We start from the raw sequence: 13,629 nt of genomic DNA, 5'->3' as shown, positions 1-13,629 counted from the left end.
GCCTGCGGACGGCCCTCTCGGGCTGTCAGTCGCTGCCGATAGGCTGAACGCATGACGCGAGCCGAGCAGCCAACGGCCCACCACCCGGCCCCAGACGACGCCCTGGTAGCGGACTCCCGCGAGCGCGCCGTTCGCGCCCTGTTGCGCCAGCCGCAGCTCAAGCGGTTGTGGAGCGCACAGTTGGTGAGCGGCATCGGTGACGCCCTCGCCCTCCTGGTGCTCGTCCTCCTCACCCTCCAGGCGGCCATCGCCGAGGGCTCCTTCGGAGGCGGCTACCGGGGCGTGGCGTTCGCGGTGGCGACCGTCTTCGGGGTGCGGATTCTCGCCACCCTGCTCTTCGGTGCCGTCCTCCTCGGGCCCCTGACCTCACTGACGTCGCCGGACGGTCCGCTCGACCGCCGCTGGACCATGGCCGGCGCGGACGGCCTGCGCGCCGCCCTGCTGATCGTCGCGCCCCTGTGGATCGACTGGATCCCGGGCGACGCTCTGGCGCTGCTGCTGGTCACCGTGTTCGTGACCGGTGTCGCCGAGCGGTTCTGGACGGTCGCCCGCGAGAGCGCGGCCCCCGCGCTGCTGCCCGCGCCGCCGCCGGAGGGCGCGACGGTACGGCCGTTGCCGGACCACCTCGACGCGCTGCGCCGCCTGTCGCTGCGTACGACCTTCGTGGCGGTCCCGCTGGGCGCGGCCATGCTCCTCGTGGCGGCGTTGTTCAACAATCTGCTGGGCGCCGGGATCGACTGGTTCGGCCAGCACCAGGCGGCTCTCGCCTCGTACGTCGCGGCGGGCCTGTTCGCCGGCTCCCTGTCCGTCGTGGTCTTCCTGGAGCTGCCCGGTACGCGCACCCCGCGCGCGCGGTCCCCGCTCGAGGGTCTGCGTCGGCCCCGGACGGCCACGGGTGTCGACGCGGGCCGCACGAGTGCGATCCCGCTGCTGGTCCTCGCCTGCGCGGCCGTCGCCGGAGCGATCGCGGCCGCGGTCGCCGTGGCGGTGCTGCACGCCAAGGACCTGGGCGGCGGCCCGGTGACGTACGGCCTGCTCGTGCTCGCGCTGACCGGCGGGGTCGTCGTCGGCGTCCGTACGGCACCGAAGGTGCTGGTGACGCTGTCGCGGCGGCGGCTGCTCGCGCTGGCGATCGCCTTCACCGGTGTGGCGCTGCTGGCGGCCGGGCTCGTCCCGGACGTCACCACCGTGCTGCTGATCACGGCCCTGGCCGGCGTCGGCGCGGGCGTGGCGGCCAACACCGGGCACACGCTGCTCGACCAGGAGACCGAGGACCACCGCCGCACACGCGTGACGGAGCATCTCCACGCGGTCGTCCGGGTCCTCGTCGCGCTGGGTGCGCTGATCGCCCCGGTGGTGGCGGCGCTGATCGGGCCGCACCGCCTGGAGAGCGGCAAGTTCGTCTTCGCGCACGGCGGGGCCGCGTTCACACTGATGCTGGTGGGCGCGCTGCTGCTGCCGGTGGCCGCGCTGGTGCTGGCCAAGGTCGACGACCGGTCCGGGGTGCCCCTGCGGCACGACCTGCGGGACGCGCTGCTCGGCGGCGACGACCCGGTGCAGGCACCGGCGTCGAACGGCTTCTTCATCGCCCTGGAGGGCGGCGACGGCGCCGGCAAGTCCACGCAGGCCGAGGCGCTCGCCGAGTGGATCAGGGCCAAGGGCCACGAGGTCGTCCTCACGCGCGAGCCGGGGGCCACGCCGGTGGGCAAGCGGCTGCGGTCGATCCTGCTCGACGTGTCGAGCGCCGGGCTCTCGCACCGCGCGGAGGCGCTGCTGTACGCGGCGGACCGCGCGGAGCACGTCGACACCGTCGTACGGCCCGCCCTGGAGCGCGGCGCGGTGGTGATCACCGACCGGTACATCGACTCGTCCGTGGCTTACCAGGGTGCCGGCCGGGACCTGTCCCCGACCGAGATCGCGCGGATCTCCCGCTGGGCGACGAACGGGCTGGTGCCGCATCTGACGGTGCTGCTGGACGTCTCCCCGGAGACCGCCCGGGAGCGCTTCACGGAGGCGCCGGACCGGCTGGAGTCGGAGCCGGCGGAGTTCCACGCGCGCGTGCGCTCCGGTTTCCTCACGCTGGCCGCCGCCGACCCCGGCCGTTACCTCGTCGTCGACGCCGGTCAGGAGCCGGAGGCCGTGACCGCGGTCGTCCGGGCCCGGCTCGACCGGATGCTGCCGCTGTCCGAGGCCGAGATCAAGGCCCAGGAGGAGGCGCGGAAGAAGGCCGAGGAAGAAGCGCGCAAGAAGGCCGAGGAGGAGGCGCGCCGCAAGGCCGAGGAGGAGCGCCTCGAGCGTGAGCGCCAGGAACAGCTCGCCCGGCTGCGTGCCGAGGAGGAGGAGCGCAAGCGGCGCGAGCTGGAGGAGGCGCAGCGGCGCGAGGCCGAACGGCAGGCTGAGGAGGCCCGGCAGCGGGCCGAGGAGGCCGCTCGGCGTGCGGAGGAGGAGCGGGTGCGTCTCCTCGCCGAGGAGAAGGCTCGCGCCGAGGAGGAGGCCCGCCGCAAGGCGGAGGAGGAGCGGCGCCGCAGGCAGGCCGAGGAGGAGGCCCGGCTGCGCGCCGAGGCGGAGGCGCTGCGCCTGGAGAAGCAGCGGAAGGCCGAGGAGGCGCTGCTGCGGGCCGAGCAGGCGCGGCGCGCGGCGGAGCAGGCCGCTGCCGCGGCCCAGGCCGGCCCGAAGCCGACCCCGCGCGCGGCGGCCCCGGCCGCACCGGACGCGGCGACCGTGCCGACGCCCGTGGTGACGCCGACGAACGCGTCGGGCGGGCCGGTCGAGGAGACGGCCGTGCTGCCCCGGGTGCGGATGGACAAGGATCCGGTGGAGGACTCGCGGGAGTCGGCAGCGAACGCTCCGGGTGCGTCTTCCGGCGCGTCGACCAGGACGTCCCGGGCGCCCGAGGTGCCCGGACCCGACGCCGAGGTGACCGCCGAGCTGCCGCAGCCGCCGGCGCCCGCAGGTGCCGCCGACGACACGGCGGTGCTGCCCCCGGTGCGCGCGGAGGGCCCCGCGGACGAGACGGCCGTGCTGCCGCCCGTGCTCGGGGAGAGCCCCGCGGACCGGGTGCCGCCGGGCTACTTCCGCGACGAGCGGGCGGGTTCGGGCCCGGACGGGTCGGACGACCGTACGCGCGAGCTGCCGCAGGTCGACGAGGAGGGCACGCCCCGGCACCGGCCGCGCTCGGACTGGGCCGAGGAGACCCCGCTGGACGATCTGCCGACGCTGGCGGACGAACTGCTGGGCCCGCGCGGCGACGACGAGGGTTACGACGACGGGCAAGGCGGTGGCCGCGGCGGCGGTCGCGGGCGGGGCCGGCGCCGCTGAGGCCCGGGGCCGACCCCGGGCCGCCCGGTCGGCGGTGACGTCCGGCCGGTCGGCGGTGACGCCCGCCCGGTCGGCGTGACGCCCGCCCGGTCGGCGTGACGCCCGCCCGGTCGGCGTGACATCCGGCCGGTCGGCGTGACATCCGGCCGGTCGGCGTGACATCCGGCCGTCGGTCTCGGGGCGGCTTCCCCGGCTGCCGCGGGCCGCGCTGTCAGTGCCAGCCCGCACAATGGAACCCGCAACGCGCACCGTGACGAAAGGGGCGGCGTAACCCATGACCGTGTGGGACGACCTCGTCGGGCAGGAGCGGGTGAGTGAACAGCTCGCCGCCGCTGCCCGGGACGCCGACGCGCTCGTCACCGCGGTCGCGTCCGACACGCCACCGCCCGAGGCATCCAAGATGACGCACGCCTGGCTGTTCACGGGGCCGCCCGGCGCGGGCCGGACACAGGTCGCCCGCGCCTTCGCCGCCGCGCTCCAGTGTGTGAGCCCCGACCGGGCGCTCGGCGGCGCCCCCGGCTGCGGCTTCTGCGACGGCTGCCACACGGCGCTCATCGGCACGCACGCCGACGTCACCACGGTCGCCGCCGTGGGCACGCAGATCCTCGCCGAGGACATGCGCGACACGGTGCGGAAGTCCTTCACCTCGCCCGCCACCGGCCGTTGGCAGGTCATCCTCGTCGAGGACGCCGAGCGGCTGAACGAGAAGTCCGCCAACGCCGTCCTCAAGGCGGTCGAGGAGCCCGCCCCGCGCACCGTTTGGCTCCTGTGCGCCCCCTCCATCGAGGACGTCCTGCCGACGATCCGCTCCCGCTGCCGCCACCTCAACCTGAGCACGCCCTCCGTCGACGCCGTCGCCGACATGCTCGTACGGCGCGAGGGCGTCGAGCCCGCCGTCGCCGCAGCCGCGGCCCGCGCCACCCAGGGGCACGTCGACCGGGCCCGGCGCCTGGCCACCGACCCCGCCGCCCGCGAGCGCCGCGCCGCCGTACTGAGGCTGCCGCTGCGCGTCGAGGACATCGGCGGCTGCCTCAAGGCCGCCCAGGAACTCGTCGACGCGGCCACCGAGGACGCCAGGCAGCTCGCCGAGGAGAGGGACACCAAGGAGACCGATGAGCTGAAGGCGGCGCTGGGCGCTGTCCCAGGAGGCCGGATGCCGCGCGGCACGGCGGGCGTGATGAAGGACCTGGAGGACAAGCAGAAGCGCCGCCGGACGCGTACCCAGCGCGACAGCCTCGACCTCGCGCTCACCGACCTCACCGCCTTCTACCGTGACGTCCTCGCCCTTCAGCTCGGCTCCCGCATCGCCCTGGCCAACACGGACGCCGAGGACGCCCTGGAACGGCTCGCCCGCAGCAGCACCCCCGAGTCCACCCTCCGCCGCATCGAGGCCATCGCCGCGTGCAGAGAGGCCCTCGACCGCAATGTGGCTCCGCTGCTGGCGGTGGAGGCGATGACGATGGCGCTGCGCGCGGGCTGAGGCGCGTGATGACGATGGCGTTGAGAGCGGGCTGAGTCCGTTGATGACCATGGCGCGCGCGATGACGATGGTGTTGCGAGCGGACTGAGGCGAGATGACGACGGCGCCGGCACCGACGGCCCCGCCGAGGCCGGCGGGCTGAGTCCGGCGCAGGCCCGAGGTCGCGTCGACGTGAAGCTGTCGCAGCCGCCGACGTCCACCGCGTCGATGTCCCGCGACCGCGTCACTCGTCCGTGGCAGCCGGTGTACGTACAGCGTTCAGTCCGTCGCGCAGAGTTACCCTCGCTGGATGCATATCAGGCGCTCCCCCCGCAGATCCCGTACCGGCGTCACCCTCCTGTCCCTCGCCTCCCTCACCGCCCTGCTCCTCTCCGCCTGCTCCTCCGGAGGCGTGACACGTTCCGCCAGCCCGGCGGCGGCAGAGGCGGAGCTGGCCGCACTGCCCCGCGCCACTCCACGCGCGCTCGCGCCGTACTACGGGCAGAAACTCAGCTGGCGCGGCTGCGGCGTCCCCGGCTTCGAGTGCGCCACCCTCAGGGCGCCGCTCGACTACGACCGGCCCGGCGCCGGCGACGTCCGGCTCGCCGTCGCCCGCAAGAAGGCGACGGGCCCGGGCCAGCGGCTCGGCTCGCTGCTCGTGAACCCGGGCGGCCCGGGCGGCTCCGCGATCGCCTACCTCCAGCAGTACGCCGGCATCGGCTACCCGGCCGCGGTCCGCGCCCGCTACGACATGGTCGCCGTCGACCCGCGGGGCGTGGCCCGCAGCGAGCCCGTGCAGTGCCTCGACGGGCCCGAGATGGACGCGTACACGCAGACCGACATCACGCCCGACGACCAGCGGGAGACGGACGGACTCGTCGACGCGTACAAGAAGTTCGCCGAGGGGTGCGGCGCGCGGTCGGCCCGACTGCTGCGCCACGTCTCCACCGTCGAGGCGGCCCGCGACATGGACGTCCTGCGCGCGGCGCTGGGAGACCGGAAACTGACGTACGTGGGGGCGTCGTACGGGACGTTCCTCGGGGCGACGTACGCGGGGCTGTTCCCGGAGCGGGTGGGGCGGCTCGTGCTGGACGGGGCGATGGACCCGGCGCTGCCCGCCCGGCGCCTGAACCTGGACCAGACGGCGGGCTTCGAGACGGCGTTCCGGTCGTTCACGAAGGACTGCGTACGGCAGCCGGACTGCCCGCTGGGCAGCAGGGCGGGTGAGGTCGGCAAGAACCTCAAGGCGTTCTTCGACAAGGCCGACGCCCGACCCCTCCCGACCGGCGACGCGGACGGCCGCAGGCTCACCGAGTCCCTCGCCACCATCGGCGTGATCGCCGCGATGTACGACGAGAGCGCCTGGGAGCAGTTGCGGGAGGCGCTGACCTCGGCGATCGAGGAGAGCGACGGGTCCGGGCTGCTCGTCCTCTCCGACAGCTACTACGAGCGTGCCGCCGAGGGCCGCTACTCGAACCTGATGTTCGCCAACGCGGCCGTGAACTGCCTGGACCTTCCGGGAGCCTTCGCCGGCCCGGACGAGGTGCGCAGGGCGCTGCCCGCCTTCGAGAAAGCCTCGCCGGTATTCGGCGAGGGCCTCGCCTGGGCGTCCCTGAACTGCGCGTACTGGCCGGTCGCGCCCACCGGTGAGGCGCACCGCATCGAGGCGAAGGGCGCGGCCCCGATCGTCGTCGTCGGCACCACCCGCGACCCGGCGACCCCCTACCGCTGGGCCCAGTCCCTCTCCCGCCAGCTCTCCTCGGCCCGCCTCCTCACCTACCAGGGCGACGGCCACACCGCCTACGGTCGCGGCAGCGCCTGCGTCGACTCCACGATCAACGCCTACCTCCTCCGCGGGACGCCTCCGGCGGACGGAAAACGCTGCTCGTAGCACCGACGACCACCCCCGGAACCGGCTCCTCCGGGGGTGGTTCAGAGCACCTCCGAAAACTGTGTAGACTTACCGACGTTGCTGATCGCACCATGGTGCGACGGCGCGCCGCCTTAGCTCAGATGGCCAGAGCAACGCACTCGTAATGCGTAGGTCTCGGGTTCGAATCCCGAAGGCGGCTCTCTTTGAAGCCCAGCCCAGACAGTGTCTGAGCTGGGCTTTCTCGTTCAGCGGACCCGACGGCGGCGAGCGCGGGCCGCGCGGCTGTCCATGGTCTCAATTCTGGTCTCAACGGAGGGTTCCGGACGGGGTTCCCGCTGAGCTTCCGGGGCGGGCGCCGGGCGGGGCATGAAGGTGTCGCCCATGCGGCGCATGGCGTCCTTCGACAGGTGCGATCGGCCCTGGATGTACCGGCGGGTCTGGCTGATTTGGGTGTGCCGAAGGATCTCCATGATCGTGGGCATGTCGACCCCGAGTAAAATCACACTGAACCGGAACACGGCCTGCCCCACCAGCCTCCCGCGTCCACTTGTTGGCATCCTGTGATGAGTACCCCTTCGCCTCAACGTGGCAGGGCGCCAATACGGGCGGCAGCTACAGCCAGCGCATGATCGATGCGAAGCAGAACAGCGGCGGCGGCCGGGCGTTGAGTCTCTTCTACCTGTACAACCGCATCATCGAGAAGGACCGGTTCCTGGTGTGGATCACATAGCCGGCACTCCGACTGAGGACTGCGGATGAGCGACGAAGTCGAACGGGGCAGCGGACGTGTCCCGGTGCAGTACCACCAGTTCAACATCAGCGATGAGGAGGGACCCACCGCCCCAGATCTGGCATACGAGCACAACGGGCTCGTTGAGGTCACCGACGGTGCCACTGTCGTCCACACCGGCATCCATACCGGCGACGTGGACGTCACCGTCACGGCCCACGAATCCGCCCCCGCACCCGGCAACGACGACTGGCACGAGATCGTGGAGGTCTCCGCGCACTCCGCGTCGGGCGATCTCATGGTCCGTGGCCTGATGGACGACCTGGACGAAGAACTTCCCGTCCTGTCGTTCAACGGCCCTGGCGACTACCGGCTGCGCATTCACGCCCGCGGCCGAGACACCGCAGTCGACCTCGCGTCTGATGAGGTGACTGAGTGGTACCTCATCCAAGTATGGCCGGCACCTACCGCACCCGTCACCGTGCTCCGCCACAGCGACGGCTACGGCGCGTCGGTACGCTCTCGCTGAGCACTTCACACGTCTGCCCGCCCACCACTACGTGGGCGGGCAGAGCCATCCGCGCTGCGGCGCAGGACGCACGACCGCCCCTATGAGACATCACACCAGCCCCGCTGACCAGCAAAGACAACGAGTGCGGTTTCTCAAGTGATGCAAGCGATGGTCTCAATGATGGTCTCAACCAGCAGTGAATCCGGTGACGTCCGCTGTTGTCCGCCGCAGTTGGAAGACCTCTCTGACGAGGAGTGACTCACTCTTCCCGGACGCCCACGGACGCCCCCGGACCAAGATCGGACAATTCGTAATGCGTAGGTCTCGGGTTCGAATCCTGAAGGCGGCTCCAATTAAGACCAGATCAGATGCCATCTGGCCTGGTCTTTTGTGCTGTGCTCCTGATGCTCCGTCAGCCTGCGGTGGCGCGGTGCGAGGAGGGGAACGCAAGGGGCGCGCATCAGGGCTTGGCTCTCCAAGCCTACGACCTGGCCTTTTATGGTGCGTGGCGACCCGGGATGCTGCGGTCTTGTGGCGGTGGCTGGGATTTGTGGTCAAGGTGGAGCGAGCAGGGGCCCCGGGCACCTGGGCTTGGGCAGTGACGAGCGTGGAGTTTTTCTCGGATGGGGGCGCGCCTGACGCCTGATCTATGAAGATCTGCACTGCGCGAGTCCAAGCCGGAGATCGTCAAGAAGGACTGGCCGGACACTGACGGCCGTTACTACGCGGATCGGGTGCTCGCCGGTGGTCGTCCGGACGGGGAAAAAGTCTTCGCCGGTCACGGCTATCTTGGCCGCAGGGCCGGCGACACCGTGGTTCCCGAGGGAACCAATATATCTTTCTACGTGCAGCACGGAGACGCACTTCCCGGCCTCAACGGCCTGACCGTCGAGCGAGGCGTGTATCCGGGAGGTTACGTGGAGACATTCGGGCCGGGTGAAGTAATTCCGAACTACACGCTGGCGCCTCCCGCTTCAACGGGTGGTGGAGGTTTCAGTGTGTTCGAGAATTCGACGACCGTCGGCAAAGAGACCGCATTGAGTGAGCTGCTCGAGCCCGGCATGGGAAATATTCACTGGGCAGCCTGTCGCGAGATAAAGTAGGATGATTGTCCTGTGAGGAGCCTTGGATGGATGCAGCAGAAAAACGTCATTGGGTCTTGACGGATGTGTCACTCGTCATCAAGGGAAGAGATCTCCAGCCCGAGGAGATCACATCCTTCCTCGGTATCGAGCCCACTGGTGTGCGCAACCCGGGCCCCAATAAGTGGAGTCGCCCGGGCGAGGTCGACGGAGAGTGGGGGATCAACTGCAACTCGAACGTCAGTCGGGACTTCCACGAGCAGCTGGACAACATCCTTTCCACTGTGGAAAGCAAGAGGACCGAGCTCGCGCAACTGGCCGAGCAGGGATGCGAGGTGATCGTCGACATCTACGGATTCTCCGGGAACGACTGCACCCTCACTCTTCGGCCGGTGGAACTCAAACGAATCGCACTCCTGGGATTCCCCCTCCGGGTCGCGGCCAATATGAACGAGCGTTGAAACAGCAGTCATGAAACTTGGAGCGAACTTGAAGCCTTGGGGTGACCTGAGCACGTCCCTGGTTGTGTCGGGTCAGGAGGTGGATGCTGCTTATCTGATTGCTGAGTTGGAACTCGCCGACAGTGAAGAGTTCTCTTCGTCCGAAGGTGTGGGCATCTATTCTGGCCCCGGCTGGGCCACGCTCAGTGTTGACGAGCGACACTCGAAAAGCGCCGACGAACAGGCCGCGAAACTTATCGGATTCCTCAGCCTCCGCAAGCCGGCGCTCGACGCGCTGAAGAAGGCGGGAACATCGGTAAAGGTTGATGTGTCAGGCGTTGCCGAGTCAGGATCGGGACTGTACATCTCGCCAGACGTTCTTGCAGGTCTTGCAGAGCTGGGAGTCCCTCTCACCTTTACGACGGTCCGGGCATCCGGGGAGGACGAGGAAGATCCACTCGCCTGGCTCGGCTGAACCCGGAAGTCCCACGGCGTCCGTGCCGAGGCAGCCGTAGCCCGTCGCCGTGTCCACGGCGGGGATGCTGCCCTGGGGCAGGTACTTCGCGAGCATCTTGCGCGCCTGCCGGACGGGGAAGTGGGGCTGCACGGGTGACCGAGAGATGAACGAGCGAAGGGTCTGTGCGCCCCGTGTGTGACACGAAGCGCACAGACCCTTGTTCACCTGCGGTTTTCGGCCGGATCAGCCGAACAGGTTGTACGCCTGCCAGCCGGTGCCGAAGTCCTTGCGTGCGGCGAAGATCCCACCGGACGCGGCGCCGTTGCCGTTGCCCGGGTACAGCCAGAGCTTGCCGGTCGAGTCACGGACCAGGAGGTCGGCGTGACCGTCGCTGTTCACGTCACCGACGGTGATCAGAGCATTGAAGCTGCTGGTGGTGAACTTGCCGACGAGACGACGGGCCTCGAACGGAGCGGAGGCCTTGCCGGTGCCCCTGTAGAGGTAGGTCGAGCCGTCGGAGCTCCGGGCGAGGATGTCGGCCTTGCCGTCGTTGGTGAAGTCACCGTGACCGCGGACCGCGTTGTACTGGCCCCAGCCACCGCCGACCAGGGTCGGCGCGGCGAAGCCGCCGACGCCGTTGCCCGCGTAGACGTGGAGGTAGCCGGAGGAGTTCACCGCGAGCATGTCGGGCTTGTCGTCGCCGGTGACATCGCCGGGGACGAGGATCTGCTTGTGCTTGCTCCAGCCCGTCGCGACGAGCTTGTTCTGCCAGTCGCCCTCGGCGCCGTCGGCCCCGGGGACGTAGTGGTCCCAGTACACGTCACCGTTGCCGACGCGGTACAGCAGGTCGTCGTAGTCGTCCACGTTCAGGTCGTTCTGAACGAGCAGGGTGACGTTGCCGAAGTTGCCGAGGTTGTAGGTGCGGGTCAGACCCGTGACCTTGGAGTGCCAGCTGAACAGGCTGGCGTCCGACGTACGACGCGCCAGCAGGTCGGCGGTGTGGTCGGCGTTCCAGTTGGCGTCGTTGACCCGGGCGCGAATCGGAGCGGCGTACGTGCTCACCTTCGCGTACACGCCGTACCTGCCCTCGGCCGAGCAGTTGACGTCGCCCCAGGAGACGATGCCGACGAGCTTGCCGCCGGCCACCAGCGGGCCGCCGGAGTCACCGTTGCAGGTGGTCTCGGAGGTGGAGTCGTCACCGGTCGGAGCGGCACCGGCGCAGACCATGTGGCCGACGATGTAGTCCGAGCCGTACGCGGCCTGGCACGCGGCGTTGGAGTTGATGTCGGCGTCCGCGACCTTGAGGGTCTGCGAGCCGCTGTCGGGGACGGTGGAGCTGGTGCGGCCCCAGCCGTACACCTTGGCGTCCGTGCCCGGGGTGTAGAGCGCCGTGTCGGTGTTCTGCATGATCGGCAGCGGCTTGGCCTTGACCGGAGCGGTCAGGGTGAGCACGGCCACGTCGTTGTCGATCGTGACGGGGTTGTACTGCGGGTGGTTCCACTGACGGTACGCACCGCGCAGCTCACCGCCGTGGAAGTCCCAGCTGCCGTCGGGGTTCTCGGTGGGGAGCTGGTCCGTGCCGGTGATGACCGTGCCGGTGTCGTACCACTTGATGCCCTTGACGCAGTGCGCGGCGGTGGCGACCTTCGACGGAGCGACGACGACGCCGCCGCAGAAGTAGCCGTTGCCCTCTGCGTCCGCGAAGTGGAGCTGGGCCATCCATGGCGCCGCGGAGATGGTGGTCTCCTTGCCGCCGATGATGCGCGTGGACGGCGCGGTGGTCTGGGCCGACCGCGGCGCGGTGACGAGCTTCTGCTTGCTCGCCTCGTCGGCCTTCATCGCCTCGACCGTGCGGGAGCGCAGTTCGTTCTGGGAGAGCGGAGCGGCCTTCTGCTGGGAGGCGGTGATCTCCGGACGCTCGCCGGCTTCCGCGGCGTGCGAGCCGGACATCATCAGCGCCGTGCCGCCCAGGGCGAGCGCGGCGGCGACGGCCGGTACCGCAAGTTTCATGCGGCGCTTGTGCCGACCACCACGGGTGCGTATCTGCACGCGGTAACCCCTCGGGTTGTACCGGCAGAGCGCAAACGCCCCACCGGTGGAAACTGGGTCATCGGTGGGGCGCGAAGAACATGCGGGCAGGCCTGAGCTGAGACCCCCCGGCCTCTCACGGCACTGCGGTGGAATCCCCCCCCACCTCGATTGGGTGATGATACGCGCGTCAACTGGCGATTTGCCAGTGGCGGGTGGGGTCACGGACAAAACGAGTTCGCCCCGTCACCTTTGAGGTGACGGGGCGAACTCGTCACGCGGTTGCACGGCTGCGTCGAGCCGCGTACCGAAGACGACATCAGTCGCCGTTGCCGGGCGCGGGCGTCGTCTTCTGGATCCGCATCGGGAACTCGACGTTCGACCTGGTCTGCTTCATCTTGTCGAGGAGCAGCTCGAGCGCCTGCTGCTGGGCGAGCGCGTGCAGCGCCCGCAGACATTCGATGGGGTCGGAGCAGACCAGGTCGGATGTCATCTGGCCTGGTCTTTTGTGTTGTGCATCCCTGATGCTCGGTCGGGCTGCGGGGACGCGGGGCGAGGAGGGGAGCGCTGGCCTCGTCTCCGCCGCCGCCCACCCCGAGCGCGTCGTCGACGGCTTCAAGGAGGACCCCTCCGATCGAAGCGTCAGGAACTCGTGGCCAGGGCGATATCGATTCTGTTGTGGCTGCATGTGCCACTGTGCTCGTCGAGGCGAGCGGTGTGTGTTTCGCATGTGGCTTTCCGTTGCCGTCGGTGTTCATCGCAGGCGAGTGGGGTCTCCGATTCGATGTGGGACAGCTTTTCCGGGTTGCGGACGTAGTAGAGGCCGGTGATGTGGGTGTCCTCGACGCGGACCGCCACGACGCCGTCGATCCGGCCGTCCAGGCGTACGACGAGTGCCGGGTTGCCGTTGACCACGGTGGGGTGGCACGTGATCGTGCTGTCGGTCTTGCCGGAGCCGCCGATGATGTAGCGGGCCACCTTGTCGGCGCCGGTGATCGGGCGTCGGGCGGCCTGCTTGATGCCGCCGCCGTCGCTCAGCAGGACGACCTCGGGGGCGAGCACGTCAAGGAGGCCCTGTAGGTCACCGGTCTCGAACGCGCGCTGGAACGACTCCACCGCCGCCCGGGTCTGGCTCGGGGAGACCACCTGGCGGGGGCGGCGGGCATCGACGTGCCGGCGGGCGCGGTGCGCGATCTGGCGGACGGCCGCGGGGCTCTTGTCGATGGCGGCCGCGATCTCGTCGTAGCCGACGTCGAAGACCTCGCGCAGCACGAAGACGGCGCGCTCCGTCGGCGACAGCGTCTCGAGGACGAGCATGAGCGCCATCGACATGCTCTCGGCGAGTTCGACGTCCTGGGCCACGTCCGGCGCGGTGAGCAGCGGCTCGGGCAGCCAGGGGCCGACGTACGCCTCCTTGCGGCGCGTCATGGTGCGCAGCCGGTTGAGCGACTGGCGGGTCGTGATGCGGACCAGGTAGGCGCGCCGGTCTCGCACCTGCGCCATGTCGACCTCGACCCACCGCAGCCAGGTTTCCTGGAGGACGTCCTCGGCGTCGGCCGCCGATCCGAGCATCTCGTACGCGACGGTGAAGAGCAGGTTGCGGTGGGCGAGGAACGTCTCCGTCGCCGGGTCAGTGGCGTGGTCGCTCATGTCTCGACCCTTCTCCTTCACGGCCGGCCCTGGTTGCCGCCGGCAGTCACGCCGGCATCCAGAGCACGGTCCTTGTCGTGG

At 70.1% G+C, this 13,629-nt stretch carries 11 protein-coding genes, 1 tRNA gene and 1 pseudogene; 9 read left to right on the top strand and 4 right to left on the bottom strand.

Annotated features, from left to right (window positions below):
• Positions 1-51: 51 nt before the first annotated feature.
• The 4 genes from tmk to ACF1A1_RS34950 all read left to right on the top strand — a co-directional run bounded on the left by tmk (position 52) and on the right by ACF1A1_RS34950 (position 6,849).
• The gene (gene tmk, locus ACF1A1_RS34965; RefSeq protein WP_392005511.1) at positions 52-3,318 is read left to right on the top strand and encodes a dTMP kinase; all 3,267 of its coding nucleotides are present in this window, start codon (positions 52-54) and stop codon (positions 3,316-3,318) included.
• Positions 3,319-3,592: 274 nt separating this feature from the next.
• On the top strand, positions 3,593-4,798 hold the full coding sequence (locus ACF1A1_RS34960) for a DNA polymerase III subunit delta' (RefSeq protein WP_392005509.1): 1,206 nt from the start codon (positions 3,593-3,595) through the stop codon (positions 4,796-4,798).
• A 289-nt stretch (positions 4,799-5,087) separates the two neighbouring features.
• Complete coding sequence (locus tag ACF1A1_RS34955; RefSeq protein ID WP_392005507.1) at positions 5,088-6,668, top strand: alpha/beta hydrolase; 1,581 nt, start codon at positions 5,088-5,090, stop codon at positions 6,666-6,668.
• A gap of 107 nt (positions 6,669-6,775) precedes the next feature.
• Positions 6,776-6,849: transfer RNA gene (locus ACF1A1_RS34950), tRNA-Thr, on the top strand.
• A gap of 46 nt (positions 6,850-6,895) precedes the next feature.
• Here ACF1A1_RS34950 and ACF1A1_RS34945 read toward each other — a convergent pair.
• Positions 6,896-7,144 (bottom strand): annotated as a pseudogene (locus tag ACF1A1_RS34945) (integrase); the annotation flags it as partial.
• Positions 7,145-7,197: 53 nt separating this feature from the next.
• On the opposite strand from ACF1A1_RS34945, the gene ACF1A1_RS34940 reads away from it, so the two are divergent.
• The 5 genes from ACF1A1_RS34940 (at position 7,198) to ACF1A1_RS34920 (ending at position 9,888) form a co-directional block, all read left to right on the top strand.
• The gene (locus ACF1A1_RS34940; protein WP_392005505.1) at positions 7,198-7,380 is read left to right on the top strand and encodes a NucA/NucB deoxyribonuclease domain-containing protein; all 183 of its coding nucleotides are present in this window, start codon (positions 7,198-7,200) and stop codon (positions 7,378-7,380) included.
• A gap of 25 nt (positions 7,381-7,405) precedes the next feature.
• Entirely contained in the window at positions 7,406-7,909 is a 504-nt protein-coding gene (locus ACF1A1_RS34935) for a hypothetical protein (protein WP_392005503.1), read from the top strand.
• A gap of 716 nt (positions 7,910-8,625) precedes the next feature.
• The gene (locus tag ACF1A1_RS34930; protein ID WP_392005501.1) at positions 8,626-8,994 is read left to right on the top strand and encodes a putative adhesin; all 369 of its coding nucleotides are present in this window, start codon (positions 8,626-8,628) and stop codon (positions 8,992-8,994) included.
• 26 nt (positions 8,995-9,020) lie between these two features.
• On the top strand, positions 9,021-9,434 hold the full coding sequence (locus ACF1A1_RS34925; protein WP_392005499.1) for a DUF4279 domain-containing protein: 414 nt from the start codon (positions 9,021-9,023) through the stop codon (positions 9,432-9,434).
• A 10-nt stretch (positions 9,435-9,444) separates the two neighbouring features.
• Positions 9,445-9,888 carry a hypothetical protein gene (locus ACF1A1_RS34920; protein ID WP_392005497.1) on the top strand — a complete coding sequence of 148 codons (444 nt, stop codon included), beginning with the start codon at positions 9,445-9,447 and terminating at the stop codon, positions 9,886-9,888.
• A 225-nt stretch (positions 9,889-10,113) separates the two neighbouring features.
• On the opposite strand, the gene ACF1A1_RS34915 is transcribed toward ACF1A1_RS34920, so the two are convergent.
• The 3 genes from ACF1A1_RS34915 to ACF1A1_RS34905 form a co-directional block, all read right to left on the bottom strand.
• Positions 10,114-11,880, bottom strand: coding sequence for a trypsin-like serine protease (locus ACF1A1_RS34915; RefSeq protein ID WP_392005495.1), 1,767 nt, complete (start codon positions 11,878-11,880; stop codon positions 10,114-10,116).
• Positions 11,881-12,217: 337 nt separating this feature from the next.
• On the bottom strand, positions 12,218-12,391 hold the full coding sequence (locus ACF1A1_RS34910; RefSeq protein WP_392005590.1) for a hypothetical protein: 174 nt from the start codon (positions 12,389-12,391) through the stop codon (positions 12,218-12,220).
• Between the two features lie 149 nt (positions 12,392-12,540).
• Complete coding sequence (locus ACF1A1_RS34905; protein ID WP_392005493.1) at positions 12,541-13,548, bottom strand: RNA polymerase sigma-70 factor; 1,008 nt, start codon at positions 13,546-13,548, stop codon at positions 12,541-12,543.
• Between the last annotated feature and the right edge of the window lie 81 nt (positions 13,549-13,629).

Source organism: Streptomyces sp. NPDC014995 (genome assembly GCF_043080745.1).
Classification (GTDB): Bacteria; Actinomycetota; Actinomycetes; order Streptomycetales; family Streptomycetaceae; genus Streptomyces.
The sequence above is the reverse complement of the archived record's forward strand: the minus strand, read 5'-3'. Positions and strand labels throughout refer to the sequence as shown.

What these genes read in the sequence shown, in the direction of transcription:
- ACF1A1_RS34910 (WP_392005590.1), bottom strand. Translation starts at nt 12,391, where the DNA reads ATGACATCCGACCTGGTCTGCTCCGACCCCATCGAATGTCTGCGGGCG.
- tmk (WP_392005511.1), top strand. Translation starts at nt 52, where the DNA reads ATGACGCGAGCCGAGCAGCCAACGGCCCACCACCCGGCCCCAGACGAC.
- ACF1A1_RS34915 (WP_392005495.1), bottom strand. Translation starts at nt 11,880, where the DNA reads ATGAAACTTGCGGTACCGGCCGTCGCCGCCGCGCTCGCCCTGGGCGGC.
- ACF1A1_RS34935 (WP_392005503.1), top strand. Translation starts at nt 7,406, where the DNA reads ATGAGCGACGAAGTCGAACGGGGCAGCGGACGTGTCCCGGTGCAGTAC.
- ACF1A1_RS34960 (WP_392005509.1), top strand. Translation starts at nt 3,593, where the DNA reads ATGACCGTGTGGGACGACCTCGTCGGGCAGGAGCGGGTGAGTGAACAG.
- ACF1A1_RS34925 (WP_392005499.1), top strand. Translation starts at nt 9,021, where the DNA reads ATGGATGCAGCAGAAAAACGTCATTGGGTCTTGACGGATGTGTCACTC.
- ACF1A1_RS34920 (WP_392005497.1), top strand. Translation starts at nt 9,445, where the DNA reads ATGAAACTTGGAGCGAACTTGAAGCCTTGGGGTGACCTGAGCACGTCC.
- ACF1A1_RS34955 (WP_392005507.1), top strand. Translation starts at nt 5,088, where the DNA reads ATGCATATCAGGCGCTCCCCCCGCAGATCCCGTACCGGCGTCACCCTC.
- ACF1A1_RS34905 (WP_392005493.1), bottom strand. Translation starts at nt 13,548, where the DNA reads ATGAGCGACCACGCCACTGACCCGGCGACGGAGACGTTCCTCGCCCAC.